This window comes from Pseudomonas sp. GW821-FHT01C01, assembly GCF_059422645.1.
In genome coordinates this window covers 25,398-52,306 of record NZ_JBWKXF010000034.1, presented here as the reverse complement: position 1 = coordinate 52,306, position 26,909 = coordinate 25,398, and the positions used below count along the sequence as shown (strand labels likewise).

The following is a 26,909-nucleotide window of genomic DNA, read 5'->3' as shown; positions in this document are numbered from 1 at the left end:
TCGCCATGAACGCCCCTTTGCAAGGCCACACGGTCAGCAAACCGATCGCGGCAGCCCAGGCGCTGCTGTCGGTCGATAACGTCAGCCTGGAATACCGCACGCCGCAAAGGGTGGTGCGGGCAACCCATCAAGTCAGTTTCGAGATCGATCCGGCGGACCGTTTTGTCCTGCTCGGCCCGTCCGGTTGCGGCAAGTCGACCTTGCTCAAGGCCGCCGCCGGATTCATCCAGCCAGTGGAAGGCGAGATCCGTCTGCAAGGCCAGCGCGTCGATGCGCCGGGGCCGGACCGCATCGTGGTGTTCCAGGAGTTCGATCAACTGCCACCGTGGAAAAGCGTCAAGCAGAACGTGATGTTTCCGCTGCTGGCCTCGAAAACCCTCAAGCGCAAAGAGGCTGAAGAGCGGGCGTTGCACTACCTGGAAAAGGTTGGGCTGGCGGCGTTCGCCGATGCTTATCCGCACACCCTGTCGGGCGGCATGAAGGCGCGAGTCGCCATTGCCCGGGCGTTGGCCATGCAGCCGAAAATCCTCTTGATGGATGAACCCTTCGCTGCCCTCGACGCCCTGACACGGCGCAAGATGCAGGAAGAGTTGCTGCTGCTCTGGGAAGAGGTGCGCTTCACGTTACTGTTCGTCACGCACTCCATCGAGGAGGCGCTGGTGGTGGGCAACCGCATTCTGCTGCTGTCGCCGCATCCGGGGCGCGTGCGGGCGGAAGTGCACAGCCATCAATACGATTTGCACAGCCTCGGCGGCGTGGCGTTTCAGGAATCGGCGCGGCGCATTCATCGGTTGCTGTTTGATGAAGGTCAGTCGGCGGAAACCGAGCGTGAGCTGGATTTCGCCGACATCTGCATCGCTTATTGATCCCGTTGAGAGGAGGGCCCGATGAGCCATTTATCATCCCCGCGTGAAGAGTTCGAAACCGTTTTGCCGCCACTGACCAGCGTGTCGCTGGAGCGTGAGCTGCCACTCGGCCAGCGCTTGTGGCAACAGGGTTGGCTGCGCAAAAGCCTGATCCTGATATTGCTCGCGGTGCTTTGGGAAGCCGTTGCGCGCTATCAGAACAACGACCTGTTGCTACCGGGTTTTGTGCAAACCGCTCACGCGCTGTACGACGGCCTGCTCAGCGGCGAATTGCTGGGCAAGGTGTGGATTTCCCTGGTGGTGCTGCTCAAGGGCTACCTGATTGGTATCGTCCTGGCATTCGCCCTGACTACGCTGGCGGTGTCGACGCAATTCGGTCGCGACTTGCTCAGTACCCTGACTTCGATGTTCAACCCGCTGCCGGCCATCGCCCTGCTGCCGCTGGCGCTGCTGTGGTTCGGCCTGGGGCAGAACAGCCTGATTTTCGTGCTGGTGCATTCGGTGTTGTGGGCCCTGGCGTTGAACACCTACGCCGGGTTCCTCGGCGTCTCGGAAACCCTGCGCATGGCCGGGCGCAACTACGGCCTCAAGGGCATACGCTTCGTGCTGTTCATCCTGATCCCGGCAGCGCTGCCCTCGATCCTCGCCGGCCTGAAAATCGGCTGGGCGTTTGCCTGGCGCACGTTGATCGCCGCTGAGTTGGTGTTTGGCGCCACCAGCGGCAAGGGCGGGTTGGGCTGGTACATCTTTCAGAACCGTAATGAGCTGTACACCGACAAGGTGTTTGCCGGGTTGGCGGTGGTGATTCTGATTGGGCTGCTGGTGGAGAATCTGGTGTTTGATTCGTTGGAGCGGGTGACGGTGAAGCGGTGGGGGATGCAGCGATAGGGTAATCAGTCACACCTCTAGCTCGAAGTGATTTGCCTACGAAAGGCATTTAAAAATGTAGTTCATCATCATTGCCTAATTTGCCGCGCAGCCCTCGTAGCTTCGTTGTAACTGGGCGGTGGAGGCGCTAGCTGAGATTGGTAGATGGGGAGAGATGCTTCCATTTTCATGGTTTGCGATTTCGACGTGCCAGAGTTTGAAGAATGAGCGGAGTTTGCACTTGAAGCGGAGCGTGAGCCACCGGCTTGACCACCCCGTGGTTGAGCGGCTGTAGGTGAGCGGCTCAGATTTGATGCTCGGGGAGAATCTGTAAGCATCGAATTACTAAAATTGTCTTTACCCCAACCTTGGATCGGCGAGTGATATGGTCCTATATCATGGGTGATTCTGATACTCTCCGTATTATTGTTACGTACTATTACATCAGCCGCGCCCAACATAGAACTAACCATACCATCGCTTTCGGGGTGGTATATGCCCCTGTTCATGCCATTGCTTGAAAAGTTTGCAAGGAATCGCGCGGTGGGTTTCAAAATTGACTTACGATCCATTGGGCGGGTGTTAGGCCATGTCACACCTAAGTCATCCAGTTTTTTTGCAACAATAAGTATTAGGTGTGAAAAAAAACCTATATGCCCCGTAGGATCCGCCCGATTGATCGGATCCCCCACGCAATACATATACGCATTCAACCCACCCCCACCAAACGGACTCCAACTGTCCGGGCTATGAAAACGCATCAATCGCGGGTTGTAGACGCGGTAACCGTTACCCAGCAAATACCAGCCGATATTCCCTTCGCGCAATTGACCGTTAAAGCCCAGTCGCGTCTCGACCTGCTTCTGTGCGGACCGTTCGCCGTAAGCGGAATAAGCGATTGCATTGGTCTTGCCATCGACGATTTCGCCAATGATTGACTGGCTGCTGTCGGTTGCCAGCAGGACAGTGCGGCGCGAGGCAGGATTCATGTCGAGACACCTTCACGAAGGATGGATACATGCCTTAGGTTTTACTCGCTGCCATCACGGCTTGTGAACTATCAGAACTGCTAGTTTTTTCGTGGGGTGCTAGTGGTTAAACGCTGGGGGGAGCGATAACGTCCTGATTTTGCAGGGTCTGGGCTGGCCCTTTCGCGGGCAAGCCCGCTCCTACAGGGTTCTGTGGTGAATACACAATCTGTAGTCACCACGTCACTTAAAAGATGTTTGCTAGCATTGCGTCTGAATCAATGCTGATCAGTCACGAGTGCTTACGATGCAACTACCCGACATGAACCTGCTGGTCGCCCTCGACGCGTTGCTCGATGAGGGCAGTGTGGTGGGCGCGGCGCGGCGGATGAACCTGAGTCCGGCGGCCATGAGCCGGACGTTGACGCGCATCCGCGAAGCCATTGGTGATCCAATCCTGGTGCGCGCCGGCCGTGGCCTGGTGCCGACCCCCAAGGCGCTGGAATTGCGCGAGCAGGTGCGCAGTGTGGTGGAGCAGGCCGGGTTGCTGTTTCGTTCGGCCGATGCGGTGGAGCTGAGTTCGCTGCGGCGGCGTTTCAGTATTCGGGCCAACGATTTCTTTGTCGGCGTCTACGGCGGCAAGCTGTTCGACACCCTTGACCGGCAGGCGCCGCACTGCGAATTGCGTTTCGTCCCGGAAGGCGATGGCGATGACGAGGCATTGCGCGAAGGGCGGATCGACCTGAGCATCAGCAACACCCGGCCGTTGACCCCGGAAGTGAAGGTTCAGAACCTGTTTTCCACGCACTTCGTCGGCCTGGTGCGCGAGGATCATCCGCTGCTGGACGAAGAGATCACGGCGGAGCGCTATGCGGGTTATTCCCATATCAGCATGTCCCGGCGTGGCATTGCCCGGGGGCCGATCGATACCGCGCTCAATGCCCTGGGTCTGGAGCGGCGGGTGGCGGTGATCGCGCCAAGCTTTCATGCGGCGATGTTTGCCTTGCCCGATTCCGACCTGATTCTGCCGGTGCCCAAGGAAGCACTGCTGAGCGTACGGCGGTTGGGATTGAAACTGCGCTCGTTCGACCTGCCGATTCCTTTGCCGACCCTGATGCTGACCCAGGCATGGCACCCGCGCTTCGACAAGGATCCGGCGCACCGCTGGCTGCGTGAAACGCTGAAAGCCTGCTGCGATGAAACGTGGCTGGCTGCGCAACCGGACTGAAGTCGAGCGCAATTTCCCCCTGTGGGAGCGGGCTTGCTCGCGAAGGCGTTGGGTCAGCCAGTATCAATGTTGAATGATAGATCGCATTCGCGAGCAAGCCCGCTCCCACACAAGGTTTTGTATTGTTGCGTTAAATGCACTTATAACCTGCCGATAAGTTGATTTTCGTCAGGCATCACGCTTCCTAGAATGCTTCGGTATTTCCACTCCGGAGCTTGCAGCACATGACTTCCCTTACGGTCACGGCACCTGTTGCCGCGGCCAGCACGGCAGCCGCGCCGCCGGTCTTCGGCCCGCGGATCATCATCGGCCTGGTGGGCGTGCTGCTGGCAGTGCTGGTGTCGGGCCTGAACGAGATGGTGACTAAAGTCGCCCTGGCCGACATTCGCGGCGGATTAGCCATCGGCTATGACGAGGGCACCTGGCTCGTCGCCAGTTACACCGCGACATCAGTGGCGGCCATGGCTTTCGCGCCCTGGTGTGCGGTGACGTTCTCGTTGCGACGTTTCACCCTGTGCGCCATCAGCCTGTTCACCGTGCTGGGTGTGTTGTGCCCCTTCGCCCCGAATTACGAAAGCCTGTTGTTGCTGCGTACGTTGCAAGGCCTGGCCGGCGGTGCATTGCCGCCCATGCTGATGACCGTGGCCCTGCGGTTTTTGCCCGCCAATGTGAAGTTGTATGGCCTGGCTGGTTATGCCCTGACGGCGACGTTCGGCCCGGGCCTGGGCACGCCATTGGCCGGGATGTGGACCGAGTATGTCGGCTGGCAATGGACCTTCTGGCAAATCATCGCGCCGTGCCTGATTGCCATGGCCGCAGTGGCTTATGGTTTGCCCCAGGACCCGCTGCGCCTGGAACGCTTCAAATCCTTCAACTGGCGCGGATTGCTGCTGGGTTTTCCCGCGATCTGCATGCTGGTGATCGGCATCTTGCAGGGCAATCGCCTGGACTGGTTCGAGTCGAACCTGATCTGCGGATTGCTCGGTGGCGGGCTGTTGCTGCTGGTGCTGTTTTTGACCGGCGAGTGGTCGCAGCCGATGCCGTTTTTCAAGATGCAGATGCTCGGCATCCGTAACCTGTCTTTCGCTCTGCTGACCCTGGCGGGCGTGCTGGTGGTGTTGCAGGCAGTGATCATTATTCCGTCCAGCTACCTGGCGCAGGTCCAGGGTTATCGCCCGGTGCAGACCGCGCCGATCATGCTACTGGCGGCGCTGCCGCAATTGATTGCGCTGCCGTTGGTGGCGGCGTTGTGCAACCTGCGTTGGGTCGATTGCCGATGGGTGCTGGGCATCGGCCTGAGCATGCTGGCGCTGTCGTGCGTCGGTGGCTCGCAACTGACGTCGGTGTGGATTCGCGACGATTTCTATGTGCTGCAATGGCTGCAGATTTTCGGTCAGCCCATGGCGGTGCTGCCGTTGTTGATGCTGTCCACCGGCAGCATCAACCCGATGGAAGGGCCGTTCGCATCGGCCTGGTTCAACACCGTCAAAGGTCTGTCGGCGGTCATCGCCACCGGGGTGATCGAGGCGCTGACCACCGCACGTTTGCATTTTCACTCGACCATGCTGGTCGACCGCCTCGGCAACTCGCCGCTGGCCGAGCGCGACAGCACAGGTCTCGCTCATCGTCTGCATGAGCAAGCGGTGGTGCTCACTTCCTCGGATCTTTACCTGTGCATGGCCGGTATCGCCGTGAGCTTGATCCTGCTGATTTTCTGGCTGCCGACGCGGATCTATCCGCCGCGCGCACCGACCTGAATGCTCTACTGAAACAGAAGGTTTTTATGAACACTCAAGCAAAGCAAAAAGTCGCGGTTGCCGTGGCCGCCGCAGTGGCCGTCGGCGTGTTGTTGTACCTGGCGATGCCCGGCCTGTTCGGCAAGCGTACCCAGCAGAACACCAACGATGCTTATGTCTCGGCGGATTTCACTCTGGTAGTGCCGCGAGTCGCCGGGTTTATCAAGCAAGTGCTGGTTGAGGACAACCAGCAGGTCAAGGCCGGGCAGTTGCTGGCACTGATCGATGACCGGGATCTACGCGCCGCCGCCGAGGCCGCCGACGCCGAAACGCTGGTGGCCAGGGCGCAACTGCAAAACGCCCGGGCGACCCTTGAGCGACAGGCGTCGGTGATTGCCCAGGCGCAATCCTCGGTAGTCTCGGCCAAGGCGGAAATGTCGTTTGCCGAGCATGAATTGAATCGCTACAACCACCTCGCGGGCGTGGGTGCCGGCACGGTGCAAAATGCACAACAGGCGCAAACGCGCATTGACCAGGCCAGCGCACGACTGGCCAACGCCACGGCGGTGCTGGCGGCGGAACGCAAGCAAGTGGACATCCTCACGGCCCAGCGCGATGCGGCCGAAGGTGGCCTCAAACGAGCGCAAGCGAAGCTGGAAATGGCCAGCTACGAGTTGTCTTACACGAGGATCGTCGCGCCTCAGGATGGCATGGTCGGCGAGCGCGCGGTACGGGTCGGCGCCTATGTCACACCAGGCAGCAAAATCCTCGCGGTGGTGCCGCTGGCGCAGGCTTACGTGATGGCCAATTTCCAGGAAACCCAACTGACGGATGTGCAGCCGGGACAGGCTGTGCAAGTGCGCGTCGACAGCCTGGGCGGCGCAGCACTGAACGGTCGTGTCGAAAGCATTGCACCGGCCACCGGGGTGACGTTCGCCGCGGTCAAACCGGATAACGCCACCGGTAACTTCACCAAGGTGGTGCAGCGGATACCGGTGAAAATTTTGCTGGAGCCGGGACAAGCGCTGACCGAGCGCTTGCGGGTGGGGATGTCGGTGGAGGCGAGTATTGATACGGCCACCGCCAAGGCGAAAGAGGTTGTTCAGCGATGAAGATTTTCGTTGATCGCGCTGGCGCCTTCGCGAGCAAGCCCGCTCCCACATTGAAACGCATTCCCCTGTGGGAGCGGGCTTGCTCGCGAAGAGGGCATCAGTCTCGCCTGACTTTTTCTGCCTTGCTTGTGCTGAGTCTGTCAGCCTGCACCGTCGGCCCGGACTTCCAGAAGCCTGATGCACAGCAGATCGCCGAATGGGTCAAACCATCAAAGGCAGCCGCCAGCCAGGCCGTCGCCGAAACGATGGACGAGCGCTGGTGGGAAGTGTTCAACGACCCGAAACTCTCGGCCCTGAGCCAGCGCGCCCTGACCGACAACCTCGACCTGAAACTGGCCAGCAGCCGCTTGCAGCAAAGTCGTGCGGTGCGTCAGGTCATCACCGCCGAGCGTTACCCCAATACGGCCGCCAGTGGCCGTTACGGACGCAACCGCAACAGTGGTGAAGGCCTGAGCGACCCGTCGGGACACAACGGCCAGTCCGCATTCAACCTGTGGGATGCCGGCTTTTCCGCCTCCTGGGAGCTGGACTTCTGGGGGCGCGTGCGTCGGGAAACCGAAGCGGCCGACGCCACCCTGGAAGTCGCCGAGAACGACCGGCGCGGTGTGCTGCTGTCGGTGTTGGCCGAAACCGCCCAGGACTACATTCAGCTGCGCGGTGTGCAAAACACCCGGGCCGTCACGGAGCAAAACCTCGGTGTCGCCCGTCATAGCCTGAAACTTTCGCAACTGCGCCTGGCCGACGGCGTCGCGACGGATCTGGATGTCGCCGAAGCCGCCGCGCAGGTGGCGGCCATCGAGTCGCGCCTGCCCGCACTGGAGCAGCGCCAGGCGCAACTGATCAACGCCTTGAGTCTGTTGATGGGCGAACCGCCCCAGGCTTTGGCGGCGCAGTTATCCACAGACGCACCGGTGCCACAAACGCCGCGTCAGGTCGCCATTGGCTTGCCCTCGCAACTGGCTGAACGTCGACCGGACATTCGCCAGGCCGAAGCACGGCTGCATGCCGCCACGGCCAGCATTGGCGTGGCCAAGGGTGATTTCTATCCGCGAATCACCCTGTCGGGGAACATCGGTTCCCAGGCCATGCAACTGAGCGATTTCGGCTCCTGGGGTTCGCGTTCGTTCGGGATCGGCCCGCAATTCAGCTTGCCGTTGTTCGACGGTGGCCGTTTGCGGGGCGTACTCGAGTTGCGTGAAGCGCAACAACAGGAAGCCGCTATCGCCTATCAGCAAACCGTGCTGCGCGCCTGGCATGAAATCGATGACCAACTGACCGCCTACAATGCCAGCCAGTTGCGCCGCGACAGCCTGGCCGAAGCCGCGCGCCAGAACCGCATTGCCCTGGACACCGCGCAACAGCAGTACGTTGAGGGCGTGGTGGATTTCGTCACCGTACTCACTGTGCAAGGGGCGTTGCTGGCCACGCAGGAGCAGTGGGTCGAGAGCTCGACCGGCGTGTCGCTGGCGGCCGTCGGGTTGTACAAGGCGTTGGGTGGCGGGTGGCAGTCGGTCTATCCAGTGGCAGAGACGGCGCAGCGCTGACGTTGCAGCCGCCGACTATCGCTCCATTAGTGGGCCAGCATCGACGTTGCCTGGCTTGAAGCGCTAAAGTGAAGCGCAAACAATCCGGCTGGTCACTGAACGTTGCAAGGGGAAGCAATGGAGGCGCGCAGAGAAACGCCGATGGGCGACACTCAGGGACCGCACGCCAATCCTGGTTTCGCCAGGGGCGCGCAACCGCTGATCCGCTGGGCGCGGGAGCATTGGCTGGTGCCGATTCTGGTATTGGCCGCGCTGGTGCGATTTTACGATCTGACCGCCGCCGCGATCTGGGGCGACGAGGGCTCCAGCCTGCTGCTGGCCCGTTATTCATTACCTGACATCTGGGTGCACGCCGCCTACGACGTGCACCCGCCGCTGTACTTCATGCTGCTGCATGGCTGGATCGCGATGTTTGGCGACGGCATATTGTCGATCCGCTGTCTCAGTGCCCTGCCGGGGATTGCCTCGGTCGGGCTCGGGGTGTGGCTGGTCGATCGGCTCGCCACCCGCCGTGCCGCGATATTGGCCGGTTTCCTGTTGGCCTTGCTCCCGACGGCGGTGCGCTATAGCCAGGAAGTGCGAATGTATTCGCTGCTGGGCCTGTGGTTGCTGGGGGCAACCATTGCGCTGGTGTACTGGATCCGCAAACCGCAGTGCCGGCGCTACCTGGTGATGTATGTCGTGCTGATGAGCGCGGCGTTTTATACACATTACTTCACGGCCCTGTGCGTACTCTGCCATTGGTTGTACCTGGGGATCATCCGAGTGCAGCCGGGCCATCGTCTGCGGCATATCCAGCGGGGTGACTGGTGGCTGGCCAATGTGGCAATCGTTGCGCTGTATCTGCCGTGGTTGCCGGGGTTTGTCGACCTGCTACGGCACGTGGATCAGCTCAAGGCCAATGGCGACGTTGGCTGGGAACTGCCCGTCAGTCTGGATTCCTTACCGTCGATGGTCTGGTCGTTACTGACCCAGGACGACGGTGAAACCCTGCCGCCCCTGGTATTTATTGCCTTGCCGCTGACCTTGCCGGTGTTGGCGTGGGTGGCGCTGGCGCGTGATCGAAGTGTGTTTCGCGGCAGTGTGTTGCTCGCGGTCTATACCTTTGTCCCGATGCTGCTGGTGTTTGCGGTGTCGTTTTTTTCGCCGATATTCATCGAGCGTTACCTCACTGCGTTTGCCCTTGGCCTGCCGCTGCTGGCGGCATTGGCGATCGACCGCTTGTACAACGGCTCCCGGGTGCTGGCCCTGACGGTGCTGGTGCTGTTTGTCGGTGTTGAACTGGTGGGCCTGAATAACAACGCGACGGTGGACGTCCATGATCAGGTCAATGTGCTGGTGGAAGACGTCAATCTGCATTTTCAGCCGGGGGACCGGATCGTCACCAGCGACATGCTCTGGTACTTGAGTTACGTCTACTACAACCGCACCGAGACTCAGCCTCTGCTGTACACCCCGCCACGGGTCGATGGCACTTCAAGCCGACCGAACGAATATGGTTTCGGTACGTTGACGACGCCAGGCGTGTATCTGGACCACTTGAGCGATCTGCCCAAGGGCACTGGACGAATCTGGTTGATCGGCACCGCCGACATACCGGACGAGTTCGCACCTTTGCCGGCGCAATGGCATATCGGTCGTCAGATGAAGGCGGGTGGTGCCGCTGCGAGGTTGTACTTGTCCGGCAATAACGGGCAATGAGGGACGACACCGCAACCTTCAGGATTTCGACGACAAGTCCGCCATGCCCTTGAGCAATTCGATCGGCAGCGGAAAGACGATGGTCGAGCTCTTGTCCCCGGCAATCGAACTCAGGGTCTGCATGTAGCGCAGCTGCATGGCCCCCGGTTGGCGGCCAAGCATTTCGGCGGCCTGCATGAGTTTTTCCGACGCCTGCAATTCGCCTTCGGCGTGGATCACCTTGGCTCGCCGTTCCCGTTCGGCTTCGGCCTGCTTGGCGATGGCGCGGATCATCGATTCGTTGAGGTCCACGTGTTTGATCTCGACGTTGGCGACCTTGATGCCCCAGGCGTCGGTCTGGGCGTCGAGCACTTGCTGGATGTCCAGGTTCAACCGTTCGCGTTCGGCGAGCAGTTCGTCCAGTTCGTGTTTACCCAGCACCGCCCGCAGCGTGGTTTGCGCCAGTTGGCTGGTAGCGGCGAGGAAATCTTCGACCTGGATGATGGCCTTCTGCGGATCGAGTACGCGGAAATACAGCACGGCGTTGACCTTGACCGACACGTTGTCGCGGGTGATCACGTCTTGCGGCGGGACGTCCAGCACCACGGTCCGCAAATCGACCCGGACCATTTGCTGGACCGCCGGAATCAGCAGAATCAGGCCAGGGCCCTTGACCTGCCAGAAGCGCCCGAGCTGGAATACCACTCCGCGCTCGTACTCGCGCAGGATGCGAAACGTCGACCCCGCCAGTGCGATGACCAGCAACAGCAGCGCGACAAGACCCAATTGCAAACCCATGACTATTCTCCGCCCGGCGCCGCGTCAGCCGCGGCCACTTGCAGCAGCAAGCCCTTGCGCCCCACCACCCGCACCCGTTGCCCGGGTTGCAGCGGCGTCGCGCTGAGCACTTGCCATCGTTCTCCTTGCAGATGAATCCAGCCGCCATAGGCGTTGCCGGCCTGCAATGATGTCACCGCCGTGATGCTGCCGAGCAGCCCGGCATCACCACTGACAGTGTGGCGCGGTCGGGTCTTCAGGGCGTGGATCACCAGGTAGATCAGCAACAGCGCGCTGACCAGTCCCAGGCCGATCATCAACGGCACGGGCACTTCGGTATTGGACAGGATCACCGCGCCGATCACGAACATCACGATGCCGCCCAGGCCGATCACGCCGTAATTGGGCAGGGCCGCTTCGGCGATCAGGAATGCGATGCCGAAGGTGATCAGCCAGATCCCGACGGGGTTGGGCACCAGCAACACAACCGTGTCGGCAGCGAAGGCCGATCCGCTCAACGCCAACAGCAACGCGACTGCACAGTAACGCATGTTCACTTGACCCTCCGGGAGAGTCGTGGAGTGGCTCTGTACACAGTTTAGTTGAGCCTCGGCCTGTATGAATTTTGCTCAATTGCCGCCAATGTCCGATGGGCGGATTTACCCGCCGGAACGCGCCGACGGGCCTAGACTTTTACTACTGAAGCAAAGCGTTAACCATCGTCCGCCGTCGGTCATGGCGGACACCGAGGTGCATCATGCGTATGGCAAGAACCGTGCAGCGAAGCCTGGAAAAGGCTCAATGCGAATATGACATCGTCAGCCACCCACACTCGGCCAGCAGCCTTGAAACGGCGCGGGTCGCCGGTATTCCTGCCGAACGGGTGGCCAAATCGGTGATCCTCGACGATCACCATGGGCATTACCTGATGGCCGTGCTGCCCGCCAGCCGTCACCTTGACCTGAGCAAAGTCCGCAGTAGCGGTGAATGGCAGGTTTCCCGCGAAAGCAACCTGGCGCACCTGTTCGATGATTGCGAACGCGGTGCCGTACCGGCGCTGGGTGAGGCCTATGGGTTGGAGGTGGTCATCGATCCTCTGCTGACCCGGCAGAAAGACATCTATCTGGAGGCCGGCAACCACGTCAACCTGGTGCGTATGGACATGCCCGAGTTTCTGAAAATGGTGCCGCATGCCGAGGTGCGGGAGTTGAGTCATTGAGTTTTGTTTCGTCAATGCTGACGTCATTCGCGGGCAAGCCCGCTCCCACAGGGACTGCGATTAACCTGTGGGAGCGGGCTTGCCCGCGAATGACCGCGCAGCGGTCCCTTGATAAGTTCACCGGAGTTCGTCATGGAAAGCCCAACCCACAACCTCCCTTCGCTGTTCAAACAACTCGGCCTGCCGGATGACGCCGAAAGCATCGATAAATTCATCGCTACCCATTCACCGCTCAAACCGGAGCTGCAATTGGCCGATGCGTTTTTCTGGAGCAAGTGCCAGGCGGATTTCCTGCGGGACGAGATTCTCGATGACGCGGATTGGGCTGAGGTGGTGGACCAGCTGGATGTGATGTTGAGGAAGGGGCGGGGAGCGTGAAGGGGCATCAATCTGGTGGCCACTGTCGGGATGTATGGACCAAGGCAAGTATCCAGATGGCGTCCGGTCCCTGCTCATAAACAATGCGGTAACTCTGATGTGGAATCAGCTCGCGAGTGCCGGAAATGATCCCGGCGGGGCCGCTTTCCGGGTATTGGGCAAGCCGGGATAGCGCATCGCTGAACCGGTTGTCCATGTCGATGGCTGCTTTTGGGTTAACGGCATGCAGGTAATCCCAAATGTCTGCACGGTCCTGTGCTGCTTCTTTCGTCCATATTATTTTCATTCCTGTAACTCGGCCCGCCTGCGCCTGGCAGCGAACTCTGCCTCAATTTCATCATTTGTCAGCCCGTCGCCGGCGCGCATCGAAGCGCGTGCGGTGTCGACCTTGCGCTGCAGGAACTCTTCGTACTCGCGAGCTTGCTGCTGGGATTGAACGAACTGGCGCATCATTTCCCGGACTATTTGCGAGGCAGGACGATGAGCAGCTTCTGCTTCGGCCATGAACTGTTCGCGCAATTCAGATTCAAGTTTCATCGTAAAAACGGCTTGTTTCGACATGGGAGCTTTCTCGGACTACGTACTGAAAAAGTATATACATCTTCCATACATTGGCTGACCAGTTGTCGCCGCCATCGCGACGGATGGCGGTCAATGTGTTTCAAAACTTGACGGAAAATCCCCTCCAATGCGATATTGATAGTTAGCAAACTAACAGTGTGTATTTTCCCTCGTGCCGAACAACCTCGACGTTCTCCAGATGAACATCAGCAGCGCCATGGTGGTGGCCGCCAGGCATTGGCGCAAAATCTGCCAGACCACGCTGGTCAACTATGGAATCTCCGAAGCCTGCGCCGTTCCGCTGTTGATGATCGGGCGTCTGGGCGAGGGCGTGCGCCAGGTGACGGTGGCCCAGGCAGCAGGGATGGAGAGTCCGTCGCTGGTACGCTTGCTCGATCAGTTGTGCCATGGCGGTTACGTCTGCCGCACCGAAGACACACAGGACCGCCGCGCCAAATGCCTGAGCCTGACCGAAACCGGCCGGGAACTGGTGCAGGCGGTCGAAGTGGAGTTGGTGCGCTTGCGCCACGACGTGCTTGAAGGCATTGACCAGAGTGATCTGGAAGCTACGCTGCGGGTACTGAGAGCTTTTGAAGCGGCCACGCCGCCATCGGTGGCCATTTCTTGAACGGATTTTTCTCTGGCATGCCACCGGCGCGGGACTGGTTCTACGGAGTCCGCACTTTCGCTGCATCGATGATCGCGCTGTACATCGCCCTGCTCATGCAAATGCCGCGTCCGTACTGGGCGATGGCCACGGTGTACATCGTTTCCAGTCCGTTCCTCGGCCCTACCAGTTCCAAGGCGTTGTACCGGGCGGTCGGCACCTTTATCGGCGCTGCGGCGGCGGTTTTGTTCGTGCCGATGTTCGTGCAGAGCCCTTACGTGCTGGTGGTGGTGATTGCCCTGTGGACCGGCACGTTGCTGTTTCTGTCCCTGCATTTGCGCACGGCCAACAACTACGCCCTGATGCTCGCCGGTTACACCTTGCCGTTGATCGCCCTGCCGGTAGTGAATAACCCGCTGGGGGTGTGGGACGTGGCCGAGGCGCGGACCGAAGAAATCTTTCTGGGCATTGCCGTGGCGGCGGTGGTCGGTGCCATGTTCTGGCCCCGGCGCCTGGCGCCGGTGTTCAATGATTCGGTGAGCAAATGGTTTACCGATGCATCGACCTACAGCCTGCGTTTCCTCAGCCGCAACGTGCAGCCTGAAGAAGTCAGCGCGTTGCGTGCATCGATGGTCGCCACGTTCAACTCCCTGGAGTTGATGATCGGTCAGTTGCCCCACGAAGGTTCGCGTCCGCAAACGGTGCGTAACACCAAGGAATTGCGCGGACGGATGATTCACCTGCTGCCAGTGATCGATGCCCTCGACGATGCGCTCTACGCCCTGGAACGGCGCACCCCCGAGCTTGTGGACAAGTTCACGCCGTTGTTGACCGCCACCACCGAATGGCTCGGGCACAAGGATGCCGATCTCGACCGCTGGCAAGCCCTGAAGGATCAACTGGAAGCCCTGCAACCCGCTCCCGAAGCGCTCGATGACCGCAAGCAATTGCTGTTCTCCAACGCCATTTACCGCCTCGGCGAGTGGGTCGATTTGTGGCAGGACTGCCGCAGCCTGCAATACGCCATCCAGTGCGAAAGCCAGGACAGCTGGCGCGCGGTGTATCGGCACTGGCGGCTGGGACGGCTGACGCCGTTTCTGGATCGCGGCCTGATGTTTTATTCGGCTGCGTCGACGGTCACGGCAATCATTGTCGCCTCGGTATTGTGGATTCTGCTCGGCTGGACCGATGGCGGCAGCGCAGTCATTCTGGCAGCGGTCGCGTGTAGTTTCTTCGCCTCAATGGACGACCCGGCGCCACAGATTTACCGGTTCTTTTTCTGGACGGCGATGTCGGTGGTGTTCGCCAGCCTTTATCTGTTTCTGGTGCTGCCCAATCTGCATGACTTTCCGATGCTGGTGCTGGCGTTTGCCGTGCCGTTCATTTGCGTCGGCACCCTGACCGTCAAGCCGCAGTTTTACCTGGGCATGCTGCTGACCCTGGTCAACACCTCGTCCTTCATCAGTATTCAGGGTGCTTACGACGCGGACTTCCTCAGTTTCGCCAACTCCAACCTGGCTGGTCCCATGGGGCTGCTGTTTGCGTTCATCTGGACCCTGATCGCCCGGCCGTTCGGTGCCGAACTGGCGGCCAAGCGCCTGACCCGTTTCAGCTGGCGTGACATTGTCGGTCTCTCTGAACCGGCCACGCTGTCTGAGCATCGGCTTCTGGGTATACGGATGCTCGATCGGCTGATGCAGCATCTGCCGCGCCTGGCCATGACCGGCCAGGACTCCGGCGTGGCGCTGCGGGAAGTGCGGGTGGCACTGAATCTGTTGGACCTGCTCGCTTATACGCCGCGGGTCCTCGGTGTGCCGCAGGTGCTGCTGCGCCAGGTGGTGGCCGAGGTCGGCGAGTACTTCAAGGCCTGTCTCAAGGCCGGTGAACGCTTGCAGGCTCCGAGCCCGTTGCTGATGACCCTCGACCGCACGCGTCGCGCCCTCAGCGGTGCCGGCGATGATGAAACCCGTCGGCATCTGCTGCACGCCCTGAGCGGTTTGCGCCTGGCACTGTTGCCCGGTGTGGAATTCGTCGGTTCCGCCGAGCTCGAAGAACCGCTTCCCCATGGCATTGATGGAGCGCCTTTATGATCGGTGACCTGGATCTCAGCGGGGTATTCCTGCCCACGCTGCTGGTGCTGATGGGCATTACGTATGTGTTGTACCTGTTGGTGCACGGGGTGCTGACGCGCCTGCACTTTTACCGTCTGGTCTGGCACCGGGCATTGTTCAACGTGGCCCTCTACGCCTTGCTGCTTGGCGCCGTGGATTCACTCAGTCGATACCTGATGACATGAAAAAACCGTTTCTAACCCTTGGTCGCGTGGTGTTGACCCTGCTGATCGTAAGCTTCGCCGTTGTCGTGGTCTGGCGCATGGTGATGTATTACATGTTCGCGCCCTGGACCCGCGACGGGCACATCCGTGCCGACATCGTGCAAATTGCGCCGGATGTCTCCGGGTTGATCCAGCAAGTGGAGGTGCGCGACAACCAGTTGGTCCAGCGCGGCCAGGTGTTGTTCAGCATCGATCCGGACCGCTTCAAGCTGGCCCTGCGCCAAGCGAAAGCGGCAGTCGCCGACCGCGAAGAAACCCTGGCCCAGGCCCAGCGCGAGGCCAAGCGAAACAAAGGTCTCGGCAATCTGGTGCCGGGTGAACAACTGGAAGAAAGCCAGTCGAAAGTCGCCCGCACTCAGGTGGCCTTGATGGAAGCCCAAGTGGCGGTGGACAGCGCACAGTTGAACCTCGATCGCTCGGTGATTCGCAGCCCGGTGGACGGCTACGTCAACGACCGCGCGCCACGGGCCCAGGAGTTTGTCAGCGCCGGGCGTCCGGTGTTGTCGGTGGTCGACAGCAATTCGTTCCACATCGACGGCTATTTCGAAGAAACCAAACTGAACGGCATCCATATTGGCCAAAGCGTCGATATCCGGGTGATCGGCGACAATGCGCGCCTGCGCGGGCATGTGGAAAGCATCGTCGCCGGTATCGAAGACCGCGACCGCACCAGTGGCAACAACCTGCTGCCCAACGTCAACCCGGCATTCAGCTGGGTGCGGCTGGCCCAGCGGATTCCGGTGCGGATCGCCTTCGATGACGTACCGGAAGATTTCCGCATGATCGCCGGGCGCACCGCCACGGTTTCGATCATCGACGATCAGAAACGGGAGCTGGCGCAATGAGCAAGGCCTCGAGTTTGGCGGTCGCCGGATTAGGCTTGCTGCTGTCGGCCTGCCAGATGGTCGGGCCGGATTATCATTTGCCCGAGGAGGCGGCTGTCCATCGGCCCGACTTCCAGGGCGATCTGGCGGTCGACGGCAAAACGGTGGTTTCCGCACCGGTGCCGGCCGATTGGTGGCGCTTGTATCAAGACCCGCGACTCGACCAATTGGTCCGGCAGGCCATGGCTTCCAACACCGATTTGCGCGTGGCGGCGGCCAGTCTGTTGCGGTCTCGCGCTCAGGTCGACGAGGCCGAAGCGGCGGGCGGCTGGAGCGGCGGCGTGAAGATGGGCGCCCAGCGCTTGCAGGAATCCGGTGAAGCATTTCTGATCCCGGAAAAAGTGCCGGTGGCCAACATCGGCGATATCGGCATCAGTGCCTCGTACCAGTTCGACCTGTTCGGCACCTTGCAGCGCGGCATCGAAGCGGCCAAGGCCAATGCCGATGCGACACAGGCCGCCGCCGATACTGCACGCATTACCGTAGTGGCCGACGTGGTTCGGGCCTACACCCAAGTGTGCGCGGCCAATGAAGAGCGAGAAATCGCCCAGCATTCCCTCGACCTGCAAGCCCAGAGCACCACGCTGATCCAGCGCTTGCGCGATGCCGGACGTGGCGACGAAACCCAGGTCACCCGCTCGCAAACCCAATTCAAATCCCTGCGCGCCGACATGCCGCGCTATGAGGCAGCACGTCAGGCCGGGCTGTACCGTTTGTCGATGTTGCTGGCCAAACCGGTAGATCAGCTACCGGCCGGCACTGCCACCTGCGACGAACTGCCAAAAATCGCGCAATTGATCCCGGTGGGCGATGGCGCCGCATTGCTCAAGCGTCGCCCGGATGTACGTCAGGCCGAACGTCGACTGGCGGCCGCCACTGCCGGTATCGGTGTCGCCACGGGTGAGCTGTACCCGAACATCAGTATCGGCGCGACTATTGGCACCGTCGGTATCCTGGAAAACCTCGGTGAACCGTCCACCAACCGCTGGGGCTTCGGGCCGTCGCTGACCTGGAACGTGCCGACCAACGGCGCACGGGCGCGCATCCGCGAGGCCGAAGCGGTGACCCAGGCGACGCTGGCGCATTTCGATGGGGTGGTGCTCAACGCGATTCGTGAAACCCAGACCGGCCTCGCCCAATACACGGCATTGCTGCAACGCCGCGACGCACTGGCCGATGCCGAGCAATCGGCAAAACTGGCGGCCGACCAGACCCACCGCTTCTTCCAGGCCGGCCGCGCCTCGTTTCTGGCGGACCTGCAGGCCACTCGCACCTACATCGACGTCACGGCGCAACTGGCGGCCGCGAACACCCAGGTTGCCGCGAGCCAGATCGATTTGTTCCTCGCGTTGGGCGGCGGTTGGGAAAGCGGACGAACGCAAGCGTCGAACTCCGGCAAACCCTGAGGTCGTTGCTATGCTTTGAAGTGTTGGAAGGGTGCTCGGTGCAAAGCGCCCTTTCTTCGCACAAGGCTCGCGCAGGTCAGGGGGAACCAATAATGAAAAACCCTTATGCTCTCGGCTTCTGGTGCGCCATCGTGGCATTGGTGCTGCTGTCGGCCACCTATTTCTACGGCATCATGCTGGGCCACCAGATCGACAAGGCTCTGGCGTTCCTCGACAGTGCCGTCGCGCTGATTGCCGTGATGTCCGTTGCGGTGGTGGCCTGGGCTTCGGTCCAGAATCAACGCATCAAAAAAAGACAACTCGAACAAGGCAAGACCCTGGTCCTGATCTGGGATACCAAGGTGGCGTTGCGTCGTGTCGAAACGGTGTTCGACCGCTATTTTTGGGGCAGTTACTGGCAACCGGGGCGCACATTCCAGGAAGTCATGGGCGAACTGACCGGCACGCCGCTGGAAAAAAGCCTCGAAACCCTGAAAAAACAATGCCTGGCGCTGGACCGGCAGGTGGCTGACGACGGTCGGCACTGGCTCAGCAATGCCCGCGAACTGGCCGATGTCGCCACGGCCATGGCCCGCGAACGCTATCAACTGGATGTCTGCGACCCGCGCGCGGAAGTGACGGGCGGGGCGGTGATCAACCGCGACTTCGAAGTGCTGGTGTACACCTGGACTGCGCGGCTCAAAAGCTTTGATCATCAACTCGATGAGATTGAAGTCCAGTATTCCTGATGTTGTGTTGACTGTTCTGACGCCTTCGCTGGCAAGCCAGCTCCTACAAGGAACACTCGGTACCTGTAGGAGCTGGCTTGCCAGCGAAGGCGATTGAATGCACAGCGAAAATGTCGAACCCTGCGAACACCCCCCAAGACACTCTTTCACCTTTAATCATTGAACCGTTCGTCGTGCCTGATGCTAATCTGCATTCCACTTTCAGCGCAGTCGAGCCGCAACCCGTCAAGGGTTCAGGGAAGACGACCTCTCTTTCAGCAACGGACATTGAACGGGTCATACATGAATAAATCAGCAGGCGTGCTACTGGGAATTGTTGTCGCAATCGGTGCCATCAGCGCAGGTGGAGCCTGGTTCACCGGCACCCGACTCGAAGGTGTGTTGAACACCTCGATTGCCAATGCCAACAAGGAACTGCAAGCAGCCATGGTCGGTTCCAACGGCACCGCGTCGCTGGAACTGCTGTCGCTGGAGCGTCATGTATTCAGCAGCACCGCGCACTATCGCCTCAAGGGCGAAGGCGAAATGTTCGGCGAAACGCCGGTCGAGTTGCTGTTTGTCGATCACATCGAACACGGCCCGTTGCCGTTCTCGCGGCTGATGTCGCTCAAGTGGCTGCCGGTCTTGGCAACCAGTCACTACGAATTGGAAAAGACCCCGTCCACCGAGAAGTGGTTTGCCGCCGCCAAGGACAAATCCCCGCTGACCGGCGTGGTCAACATCGGCTATGACAACGCCACCAATGGCACCCTCGAATTGCAGCCGCTGGAGATGGCACTGGATGACAAGTCGAGCATGAAGTTCTCCGGCCTGAGCATCGACGTCGCCGCCAGTGCCCAGGCGCAGAAGGTCAAGGCCAACGGCTACATGGACAGCTTGAAGGTCACCACCGTTTCCGAAGACCAGGCACCGGTGCAGGTTGAATTGAACGGCCTGACCCTGGCCAGCAACCTGACAAAAAGTACCTACGGTTTCTACACCGGCGAAAACGTCCTTGAACTGGCCAGCGGCAAATCGACTTTCGGCGTCAAGCAGTCGGTGCTGGACTTCAAGAAGTTCGAGATGAAAAACCTGACTGAAGAAAAGGGCAGCAGCGCCTCCGGGCGTGCCGATTACAAGGTCGGCGAAGTGTCCCTGAACGGCAAAGCCATTGGTTCCGGTGCGCTGGCCATGAGCCTGAAGAACCTCGACATTCCGGCCACGATGTCGTTAATGCAGGTCTACCAGAGCAAACTGCAGCCGTATGAGCGTGCGGCGGCCGAAGCGACGGCGGCGGGCCTGCCGGCACCGGAGCTGAAACTCACCGAAGCCGAAGAAGCACTACTCAAATCCAGCCTGGAAAAACTGCTGGCGGCCGGTCCGCGGGTGGCCCTGGAAAACCTCTCGTTCAACACCGCCAACGGTGAGAGCCGCGCCAATATGGTGCTCGACCTGACCAAGCCACAAGCCATCGATCTGCCGACTGATCAGTTGGTCAGACAGCTGATCGCACTGCTGGACTTCAAGCTGCAAGTGTCCAAGTCCATGCTGGTCGATGTGCTTACCGTGCAATCGCAAATCGACGGTCAGACCGATGCCAAGCTGATTGCCGATCAGGCCACTGCCACCGCAGACATGTTCAGCAGCATGGCGGTCGGCAGCCAGCTGGCAACACTGGACGGCAATAACATCGTCACCAACTTGCACTACGCCAATAATCAGGTGGACTTCAACGGCCAGAAAATGACCGTTGAAGAGTTTGCCGGTTTTGTCATGAGCAAGTTTTCGGGTACTGGCGCCACCGAATAACGGCGGCTGTTAACTCTGCAACGCCCGGCCTCTGCATCGCGCAGACGCCGGGCGTTTTGCTGTCCTCTCTAGGGAATGTCACGGATCAGGCGCCATGCCTCTTCCCATGGCAACGGTAGTTTCATCCGCTCAGCGAGCATCGCCATTGCCCGGTCCATCTCGCAGGCTACCGCCGCCGACACCACGCCGTTTTTTCCAAACAGGCCTATGAAAGGCGGATCGTAAGGGTCGCCCTTGAACTCGACTTCGTCCCAGGCCTCGGCGTGCCCGATGTATTCGTAGGTTTTACCGAAATGCCAGGTCCAGAAAAACGGTACGTCGAGGTAATGCTCGTCACCACCCAGCATGTTGGCCGCAGCGATCCGCGCCTGCTGTTGGGCCAGTCGCCAGTGTTCGATGCGCAAGTGTTGGTTGTTCAGCGGGAATGTGGCGATATCGCCTGCCGCCCAGAGGCCGTCGGCCACGCGCATTCCACCGTCGACACGCAGCGAGTGATCCTGCTCTTTCGGCAACCCGGTGAAGGCAGCAGTGGCTGGTGTGACGCCAATGCCGACCAGCACCAGATCGGCCGCCAGGCGTTGGCCGTTGTCCAGGCGCACGGCTTCGACCTTGTCCGTTCCTTCGATCTGCACCGCATTGCCTTGGGTATGAAACACGACGCCATGGGCTTCGTGCCGCGCGCGAATGGCCTTGCCGACCGTGTCACCGAACTGTCTGGCAAACGGCACTTCGTGGCGGGCCAGCACGGTTACATTCAGGCCAAGCTGGCGCAGGGACGACGCGGACTCCATGGCAATAAAACTGTCACCGATGATCACGACTCGCTGGCCGGCGCTGGCGCTGTCCAGAATCTGTTGTGCGTGGGTTTTGGAGCGTAAAACGAACACCTGCGGCAGGTCGGCGCCGGGCAGCGTCAGCGGCTTGGGTACGCCGCCGGTGGCCAGCAGGGCGGCGTCGTATTTCTGTGATTGGCCGTCAGTCAGGCGCATCGTCCTGTTTGGCGCATCCAGGCTTGCCACTTCGCCTCGCAGGCGCTCGATCCGCTGCTCACGATAAAAGTCCTCGTCGCGCAGCGGCGGGACTTCGTGCAGCGGCATCTCCCCGGCGATCACGTATTTGCTCAGCGCAGTGCGGTCATATCCGGCGTCGGCTTCGCGGTCGATCAACAGTACCCGGCCGCCGAAACCTTTCTCGCGCAACGCCGCTGCGGCTGCCGTGCCTGCCGCGCCAGCGCCGATAATTATGAAGGTTCGTGGATCGTCGGCCGGCGGCGTGTGGGCGTCCGACAACGGCTGGTCGCCGACCCAGATGTCGCCGTCACGGACTTCGAGGGGATAGCGTCTGAGGCTGTCCAGGGCTGGCGGTTCACACAGCCCGCCATCCCCGATCCGAAACTGCGCCTTGTGCCACGGACAGGTCAGGCGTCCGTTGCATACCGCACCGTCAGCCAGCGGGGCGCCGGCATGCGGGCATTCGGCCTGATAAGCGCGCAGTTGCTCACCGGCCCGCAACAGCAGAATCTTGCTGCCCTGGACCTGCACTTCCAGACCCCGGTCTTCGGGCACATTGGCGACACGCGCAACGCGATGCAGAGTCATGATTGCTCTCCAGACAGACGTTTCACTTATGAGTCTGGTGCTTATCGCGAGGTTCAGCCAATTTCCCCCCTGCCACGGCGCGTACGGTCCGGCTATAGTTTGCACGCCGACGACGGCCCAACACGCACAAGGTGCTACGGTATGACCCGATTGACCTCAATCAACTCTTGGCTCGCAGCCGCAGCTGTCGCCCTTTGCGTGCAGTTCCCGGCGCAGGCCCAGGAACGCTTCACCCTGAACATTCCCGGAGTCTCCGATGACCGTTTGTTCACTTCGGCCGCTGCGAGCGATTCCGCGGGTTGCGGCGGACATAACATTTCCCCGGCATTGAACTGGAACGCCGGCCCCGCAGCCACCCAAAGCTACGCCATCGTCATGCACGACCCTGACGGCCAGAAGGGCCAGGGCGTCGACCAGTGGGTGCATTACGGCATCAAGGCCAGTACCCACCAGATCCCGGCCGGCGCCGGGAGCAAACCCGGTCTTGAGGGCGTTGGCGGTACCAACAGCAAGACAACCACCGGTTACGTCGGCCCTTGCCCGCCCGTTGGCGACAGCGCGCACCACTACATCATCCAGATCTACGCCCTGGACCTGGCCCCGGAAGCCTTGCCCGCCGGCCTGACCCGTGCGCAGCTGCTGGAAAAAATCAAAGGCCACGTCCTCAGAAACAGCAGCGTGGTGCGGCGCTATCACCGCTAAAGGCTGATCGCCCCAGCGGATTTGCAGAGAACTGAAGTGCGTAGCATCCGGGGATTTGGCATCCACCCCCGAAAGCGCGCACTATCAGGCCATAGCCGATGCGTTGGAGGATGCCGTGGCAAAAAAAATCGACCGCATCGCCCAAATGCTCAACTGCCCGCAAAAGGGCGAGGAACTGCGGCGAGCGATTACCGAGAGTCGCAAGGATTTTCTGCTGAATCAGCCGGAAGAAGACGTTGTTGAAGACGACGACCTTGAAGAGGAATTCTTTGAGGACGACGAGGATGACGACGACGAATATGACGAGTTTGACTGGACGACAGAATGAAAAAACCGCTTCGGCGGTTTTTTTGTGCGCCAACACAGCACTGGTCGGAGACTCGTTGACCCCCATGCAGAGAATGGCACACTATCAGGTACTTTTTTACGTACCTTTGGAGCCGCCATGGAGCAGCTACTTGCAAGCCGTTCGGTCAGCATTACCGAGCTCAAGCGCAGCCCGAGCACGGTAATCGAGCAAGCTGGTTCCGAGCCTGTTGCCGTGCTCAACCACAATCGCCCAGCCGCCTATCTTTTACCGCACGCGGCCTATCAACAGCTGCTGGATCGGCTGCATGCTGCCGAACTTCGTGAAGCCATTGCGACCAGCCGCAATGATCCGCGTCCGGCCATTGCTGCCGATGCAGTATTTGCCGAGCTTGATGCACTGATCGATGAGGTAGCAGCCGAGCAAAACCGTCCATGAGGCAATTGATTTTCTCTGCACTGGCACGGGACGATCTGTTGCAAGTCGCTCGTTTTATCGCCCGAGACAATCCTGAACGGGCACGGACGTTTGTGGGCGAGCTACGCAGGCAGTGCACACGATTGGTCGAACAACCGAGTCTGGGTGCTTCAAGGGACGATTGCGCCAAGGGATTGCGAATGCTTCACCATGGCTGATATCTGATTTTCTACTGTTTGATGGACGACGGGATCAAGGTCGAACGCGTACTGCACAGTGCTAGAGACTGGCTCTGCTATGCCCGTACACCGATGAATAGCTCCAACTCCTTCGGTAGTGACTGTTGGATCGCAATTTCTAACTGTTGGACCTGCCCGCCGGTTAGTGGAAGCTCGCCATTAGCCTCTGCCGCTAAGCTGTCCCAACCCAATATGTCCATAACCGCTTGCTCAAATTCAGGACTAACGTCGAGTTCAAATTTGATCGAATCGTCTTCGTTGTCGCCTGCAAGAAAGCCCGTAATCTCTAAAAACATTATTGCTCTCCGATATCACTTTGATGTGGTTCGCCCTGGTTCAGCATCCTTTGTACGTTCTCCCGTTTCGGGGTTGAACTCTCCCAAGTGCTTACCTTGCTTGTCGTAGAGTTCAACTCTGCCGTTCTCATAATCCCATTCATAAATTCTGCCCTTGCGATCTTTCCAACGACTTCGTTTTTTGCCTCCGCCCTGGACGCTCGACATTTGTTTTGCACGTGTGGCGTCTGGGAACGCCGTCAGTGTTTTGGGGGCGGGATGGTAGCTGTAGTCGCCGCCAATAGGCCGAGCAAACACCACATACAGCGACTTCAAGCCTGTATCTACCGGGAACACCAGAATACAGTCGTCCGTGGTGATGTCTTCGCCGGGAAGTCCTTCTATCTGGCTGTCGGTGTTGTCCGGTATCGGGTGTACCAGAATAGTGCCGAGTTGTTCCCCGCTGCCGTCGGGGTAGATCAGCGGGGGCATCTGACCTAGTGGCCCGCGCTGGGGCGTCCACAGAATAGTGATGCCATTGAGCTTGGCCTCCAAGGCGGTTTTATTGGCGTTCCACGTGGCTCGCACCGTGCGTACCGTGTCGTCGCCTGATGCGGTGGTATGGATGCCGTAGACCTGTAGTGCGCCCTCGGCATCGCGACGAAACTGAAAACGCACACGGGTAGGTGCGTGGGTCATGCTGCGCAACTGTGTGTCGGTATGAAGCGTCCCGTCGCCCATCTTGCTCGGAAGCATGCCCAGTATGAAAACACTGGCAGGCCCGCCCGCGCCGCGAATCGCCCAATTGAGACGCTGCTGCAGGATGCCGCCACCGGCCATGCGACCTAGTGCCAGGTCGGCGCCGAGTGCCGTCGCTACGGCGGTACCAGCCGACGGAAAAAGCATGGCGCCTGCGACCATTACCTTGCCGAAATTCGAAGCGGGCTCCAAAGCGGCGCCGGCGTCGGTGCGACACCAGTTTTCAGGGATGCAGGATTTGGCAAAGACCTGATCGTCGCGAGGCTTGGTTTGTGGCCATGGTTCATTTGGGGGGATGTAGACCGGTTCAGGCGCTGGTGCTGACCTAGCCATGAAGCCGCCGCCTGAGCTGGCAAAGCGTTCCTTTATCAACAGCAAATCACCCTTGCGGACGGCCTCGACAATTTCGCTGTCGCTGCTGATGCGGAAATGGCTCCCAAAATTGGCGAGTCCGTCGATGTTGTGGCGACCTCGCATCAGCGCGTCGTTCACCAATCGGGCAGCAGTGCTGGGACTTTCGGTTTGTTCAAAGCCCTTGTCGGCATTCCTTATCAAGCGCATGAATTTCCCTTTGGTAAAGTCCTCGGGGAGGCATTCTGGAGAGCGTGAAGCGCGCCGGGCAAAAAATAGTTTTGCGGCATTTGTCCGAATCGGTCGATTGATTCAGGACGAGACAACGACCACAAAAAAGCCCCAGGCCTATAAGGCCTGAGGCTTTCTCGCTACAACGTATGGTGCACCAGGCGGGATTCGAACCCACGACCCCTGCCTTCGGAGTCCTAAAAGTCGACGTTTAGAATCAATACGTTAGCGCGGTTTAGCTGGGAAATCAAAGGGCTGTGGCAGCTGGGGTTAGCGGGTTTTCGCCCCGGTTAGCGGGGCGAGTGTGGCAAATTTGTGGCATTCAGATTGGTCTGGAGGTTATTAGTGTCAATAGAGGGACGCGGGACCTTCTGGTTGATGCTTGGGTAGGCTCCTTTGCCCATCAACCCAATCATTTGCGAGACACACTGTTTGCTTCGCATTATGGGCAGCAAATAGGCTAGAAGAAGCAGTTGTCAACCGCACTGAACCGGGCGTTGAAGGTGTCCCTGCAGTGGCAGGAGATTCCCGCCTTCATTGTCCTTTGTTGTGCCATTCACTTGCGTATCCTTTCTGGTGCCTATCGGTCAAAGGGCCGATATCGATAGGGGTAGGGTGATAGGAAGCGGTTGATAAGCCTCAGTACGTTAAACGAATCAATTACTTATATGGCACATGGCGAATCCGCCTGGTCGATAGAGTCGCCGCGAATAGGGATAATGGCCGCCCAATTGGCAACATGGGGCGGTCGCGCTATTGGCGACTAGCAGCTGATTCTTGATCGACGATGATTATCAGACACTGATACAATTGTAGGTCAACGCTTCATTGGACCAAAAATCATGAAACGCTGCATCGTCGGTGTCCGGCAGCCGCATGGCTTGCCTCTGCGCGGGAGCGAGATCCCCAGCATTTGGTTCCCATCCTTAGCATCGCTGGCCGCCGTGCTCTCAGACGACAACCGCCGGTTGCTGCGTCTGATCTATGAGAAGCAACCCAAGTCACTGACCGAACTGGCCGAACTCAGCGGCCGCAAGGTACCGAACCTGTCGCGCACCCTGCGTCTGATGGCGGATTACGGACTAGTCTCATTGCAACGAAATGTTCGGGATGTCCAGCCGAAGGCGTTGGCGACCGAATTCTTGGTCGTGCTGGACTGATGGCCATAGATATGAGTTAGGAACACTTGCGTCTGGAGGAAGTGCGAAGTGGCACACGCTCCATCTTCCGTAACTTGGCTCAGACCCTTGCTTATCCACCCAGTCTGAACCAAAGATTTGCGCCAAAGTACCCGATACTCCAGAAACTGCTTGTCGAACAAGGTTTTTCTTTTTTGCCCGCTTTGC

The 26,909-nt window shown here is 59.9% G+C and carries 29 protein-coding genes; 21 read left to right on the top strand and 8 right to left on the bottom strand.

All coding sequences use genetic code 11. From position 1 onward, the window contains the following. Positions 1-5: 5 nt before the first annotated feature. On the top strand, positions 6-866 hold the full coding sequence (locus tag AC07XF_RS19610; protein ID WP_495027763.1) for an ABC transporter ATP-binding protein: 861 nt from the start codon (positions 6-8) through the stop codon (positions 864-866). A gap of 21 nt (positions 867-887) precedes the next feature. Next, the gene (locus AC07XF_RS19605; protein WP_495027762.1) at positions 888-1,754 is read left to right on the top strand and encodes an ABC transporter permease; all 867 of its coding nucleotides are present in this window, start codon (positions 888-890) and stop codon (positions 1,752-1,754) included. A gap of 68 nt (positions 1,755-1,822) precedes the next feature. Here the strand turns inward: AC07XF_RS19605 and AC07XF_RS19600 are convergent, their stop codons facing one another. Beyond that, positions 1,823-2,722 (bottom strand): RHS repeat-associated core domain-containing protein, encoded by a 900-nt coding sequence (locus AC07XF_RS19600; protein WP_495027761.1) that lies wholly within the window; start codon positions 2,720-2,722, stop codon positions 1,823-1,825. 286 nt (positions 2,723-3,008) lie between these two features. On the opposite strand from AC07XF_RS19600, the gene AC07XF_RS19595 reads away from it, so the two are divergent. The 5 genes from AC07XF_RS19595 to AC07XF_RS19575 all read left to right on the top strand — a co-directional run bounded on the left by AC07XF_RS19595 (position 3,009) and on the right by AC07XF_RS19575 (position 10,022). Next, the gene (locus AC07XF_RS19595) at positions 3,009-3,929 is read left to right on the top strand and encodes a LysR family transcriptional regulator (protein WP_218429521.1); all 921 of its coding nucleotides are present in this window, start codon (positions 3,009-3,011) and stop codon (positions 3,927-3,929) included. A 224-nt stretch (positions 3,930-4,153) separates the two neighbouring features. Beyond that, positions 4,154-5,686 (top strand): MFS transporter, encoded by a 1,533-nt coding sequence (locus AC07XF_RS19590; protein WP_495027760.1) that lies wholly within the window; start codon positions 4,154-4,156, stop codon positions 5,684-5,686. Positions 5,687-5,712: 26 nt separating this feature from the next. After that, the gene (locus AC07XF_RS19585; RefSeq protein WP_495027759.1) at positions 5,713-6,777 is read left to right on the top strand and encodes an HlyD family secretion protein; all 1,065 of its coding nucleotides are present in this window, start codon (positions 5,713-5,715) and stop codon (positions 6,775-6,777) included. Beyond that, positions 6,774-8,321, top strand: a complete 1,548-nt coding sequence (locus AC07XF_RS19580; RefSeq protein ID WP_495027758.1) for an efflux transporter outer membrane subunit — start codon at positions 6,774-6,776, stop codon at positions 8,319-8,321. The genes AC07XF_RS19585 and AC07XF_RS19580 overlap by 4 nt, the downstream gene beginning before the upstream one ends. A gap of 117 nt (positions 8,322-8,438) precedes the next feature. Next, positions 8,439-10,022 (top strand): glycosyltransferase family 39 protein, encoded by a 1,584-nt coding sequence (locus tag AC07XF_RS19575; protein ID WP_495027757.1) that lies wholly within the window; start codon positions 8,439-8,441, stop codon positions 10,020-10,022. A gap of 18 nt (positions 10,023-10,040) precedes the next feature. Here the strand turns inward: AC07XF_RS19575 and AC07XF_RS19570 are convergent, their stop codons facing one another. Together AC07XF_RS19570 and AC07XF_RS19565 are read right to left on the bottom strand one after the other, a co-directional pair. Next, the gene (locus tag AC07XF_RS19570) at positions 10,041-10,799 is read right to left on the bottom strand and encodes a slipin family protein (RefSeq protein ID WP_495027756.1); all 759 of its coding nucleotides are present in this window, start codon (positions 10,797-10,799) and stop codon (positions 10,041-10,043) included. A 2-nt stretch (positions 10,800-10,801) separates the two neighbouring features. Further along, entirely contained in the window at positions 10,802-11,335 is a 534-nt protein-coding gene (locus AC07XF_RS19565; RefSeq protein ID WP_495027755.1) for an NfeD family protein, read from the bottom strand. A 200-nt stretch (positions 11,336-11,535) separates the two neighbouring features. Between AC07XF_RS19565 and AC07XF_RS19560 the strand changes: the two genes are divergently transcribed. Together AC07XF_RS19560 and AC07XF_RS19555 are read left to right on the top strand one after the other, a co-directional pair. Then, complete coding sequence (locus tag AC07XF_RS19560; RefSeq protein WP_495027754.1) at positions 11,536-11,997, top strand: aminoacyl-tRNA deacylase; 462 nt, start codon at positions 11,536-11,538, stop codon at positions 11,995-11,997. Positions 11,998-12,129: 132 nt separating this feature from the next. Further along, complete coding sequence (locus AC07XF_RS19555; RefSeq protein ID WP_495027753.1) at positions 12,130-12,375, top strand: DUF2789 domain-containing protein; 246 nt, start codon at positions 12,130-12,132, stop codon at positions 12,373-12,375. Positions 12,376-12,382: 7 nt separating this feature from the next. Here the strand turns inward: AC07XF_RS19555 and AC07XF_RS19550 are convergent, their stop codons facing one another. Both AC07XF_RS19550 and AC07XF_RS19545 read right to left on the bottom strand, forming a co-directional pair. After that, entirely contained in the window at positions 12,383-12,661 is a 279-nt protein-coding gene (locus tag AC07XF_RS19550) for a type II toxin-antitoxin system RelE/ParE family toxin (protein ID WP_495027752.1), read from the bottom strand. Beyond that, positions 12,658-12,936 carry an antitoxin of toxin-antitoxin stability system gene (locus AC07XF_RS19545; protein WP_495027751.1) on the bottom strand — a complete coding sequence of 93 codons (279 nt, stop codon included), beginning with the start codon at positions 12,934-12,936 and terminating at the stop codon, positions 12,658-12,660. The genes AC07XF_RS19550 and AC07XF_RS19545 overlap by 4 nt, the downstream gene beginning before the upstream one ends. 199 nt (positions 12,937-13,135) lie before the next feature. Here AC07XF_RS19545 and AC07XF_RS19540 point away from each other — a divergent pair, with 199 nt between their 5' ends. From AC07XF_RS19540 to AC07XF_RS19510, 7 genes are all read left to right on the top strand, one after another. Continuing rightward, entirely contained in the window at positions 13,136-13,564 is a 429-nt protein-coding gene (locus AC07XF_RS19540) for a MarR family winged helix-turn-helix transcriptional regulator (protein ID WP_495027750.1), read from the top strand. After that, positions 13,561-15,633: an FUSC family protein gene (locus AC07XF_RS19535; RefSeq protein ID WP_495027749.1), complete on the top strand. Its 2,073-nt coding sequence runs from the start codon at positions 13,561-13,563 to the stop codon at positions 15,631-15,633. The genes AC07XF_RS19540 and AC07XF_RS19535 overlap by 4 nt, the downstream gene beginning before the upstream one ends. Beyond that, positions 15,630-15,839 carry a DUF1656 domain-containing protein gene (locus tag AC07XF_RS19530; protein ID WP_007987399.1) on the top strand — a complete coding sequence of 70 codons (210 nt, stop codon included), beginning with the start codon at positions 15,630-15,632 and terminating at the stop codon, positions 15,837-15,839. Before AC07XF_RS19535 ends, AC07XF_RS19530 begins: the two co-directional genes overlap by 4 nt. Next, a complete protein-coding gene (locus AC07XF_RS19525; RefSeq protein ID WP_495027748.1) occupies positions 15,836-16,723 on the top strand; it encodes an efflux RND transporter periplasmic adaptor subunit in 888 nt (295 codons plus the stop codon). Before AC07XF_RS19530 ends, AC07XF_RS19525 begins: the two co-directional genes overlap by 4 nt. Then, positions 16,720-18,168, top strand: coding sequence for an efflux transporter outer membrane subunit (locus tag AC07XF_RS19520; protein ID WP_495027747.1), 1,449 nt, complete (start codon positions 16,720-16,722; stop codon positions 18,166-18,168). Before AC07XF_RS19525 ends, AC07XF_RS19520 begins: the two co-directional genes overlap by 4 nt. A gap of 92 nt (positions 18,169-18,260) precedes the next feature. Further along, positions 18,261-18,896: an NADH:ubiquinone oxidoreductase subunit N gene (locus AC07XF_RS19515; protein WP_495027746.1), complete on the top strand. Its 636-nt coding sequence runs from the start codon at positions 18,261-18,263 to the stop codon at positions 18,894-18,896. Between the two features lie 282 nt (positions 18,897-19,178). Beyond that, entirely contained in the window at positions 19,179-20,684 is a 1,506-nt protein-coding gene (locus AC07XF_RS19510) for a YdgA family protein (RefSeq protein ID WP_495027745.1), read from the top strand. 68 nt (positions 20,685-20,752) lie between these two features. Here the strand turns inward: AC07XF_RS19510 and AC07XF_RS19505 are convergent, their stop codons facing one another. Further along, positions 20,753-22,282 carry an FAD-dependent oxidoreductase gene (locus AC07XF_RS19505; RefSeq protein ID WP_495027744.1) on the bottom strand — a complete coding sequence of 510 codons (1,530 nt, stop codon included), beginning with the start codon at positions 22,280-22,282 and terminating at the stop codon, positions 20,753-20,755. A 141-nt stretch (positions 22,283-22,423) separates the two neighbouring features. On the opposite strand from AC07XF_RS19505, the gene AC07XF_RS19500 reads away from it, so the two are divergent. The 4 genes from AC07XF_RS19500 to AC07XF_RS19485 all read left to right on the top strand — a co-directional run bounded on the left by AC07XF_RS19500 (position 22,424) and on the right by AC07XF_RS19485 (position 23,926). Next, positions 22,424-22,984, top strand: a complete 561-nt coding sequence (locus AC07XF_RS19500) for a YbhB/YbcL family Raf kinase inhibitor-like protein (RefSeq protein ID WP_495027743.1) — start codon at positions 22,424-22,426, stop codon at positions 22,982-22,984. A gap of 55 nt (positions 22,985-23,039) precedes the next feature. Further along, positions 23,040-23,312 (top strand): hypothetical protein, encoded by a 273-nt coding sequence (locus AC07XF_RS19495; RefSeq protein WP_033052005.1) that lies wholly within the window; start codon positions 23,040-23,042, stop codon positions 23,310-23,312. Between the two features lie 117 nt (positions 23,313-23,429). Further along, positions 23,430-23,729 carry a type II toxin-antitoxin system Phd/YefM family antitoxin gene (locus tag AC07XF_RS19490; RefSeq protein ID WP_495027742.1) on the top strand — a complete coding sequence of 100 codons (300 nt, stop codon included), beginning with the start codon at positions 23,430-23,432 and terminating at the stop codon, positions 23,727-23,729. Further along, the gene (locus tag AC07XF_RS19485; protein WP_495027741.1) at positions 23,726-23,926 is read left to right on the top strand and encodes a type II toxin-antitoxin system RelE/ParE family toxin; all 201 of its coding nucleotides are present in this window, start codon (positions 23,726-23,728) and stop codon (positions 23,924-23,926) included. The genes AC07XF_RS19490 and AC07XF_RS19485 overlap by 4 nt, the downstream gene beginning before the upstream one ends. A gap of 77 nt (positions 23,927-24,003) precedes the next feature. Here AC07XF_RS19485 and AC07XF_RS19480 read toward each other — a convergent pair whose 3' ends face one another. Together AC07XF_RS19480 and AC07XF_RS19475 are read right to left on the bottom strand one after the other, a co-directional pair. Continuing rightward, positions 24,004-24,243 (bottom strand): pyocin S6 family toxin immunity protein, encoded by a 240-nt coding sequence (locus AC07XF_RS19480; RefSeq protein ID WP_495027740.1) that lies wholly within the window; start codon positions 24,241-24,243, stop codon positions 24,004-24,006. A 15-nt stretch (positions 24,244-24,258) separates the two neighbouring features. Further along, positions 24,259-25,542, bottom strand: coding sequence for an S-type pyocin domain-containing protein (locus AC07XF_RS19475; RefSeq protein WP_495027739.1), 1,284 nt, complete (start codon positions 25,540-25,542; stop codon positions 24,259-24,261). Positions 25,543-26,405: 863 nt separating this feature from the next. On the opposite strand from AC07XF_RS19475, the gene AC07XF_RS19470 reads away from it, so the two are divergent. Beyond that, positions 26,406-26,723 (top strand): HVO_A0114 family putative DNA-binding protein, encoded by a 318-nt coding sequence (locus AC07XF_RS19470; protein WP_495027738.1) that lies wholly within the window; start codon positions 26,406-26,408, stop codon positions 26,721-26,723. The last annotated feature ends 186 nt before the right edge of the window (positions 26,724-26,909 follow it).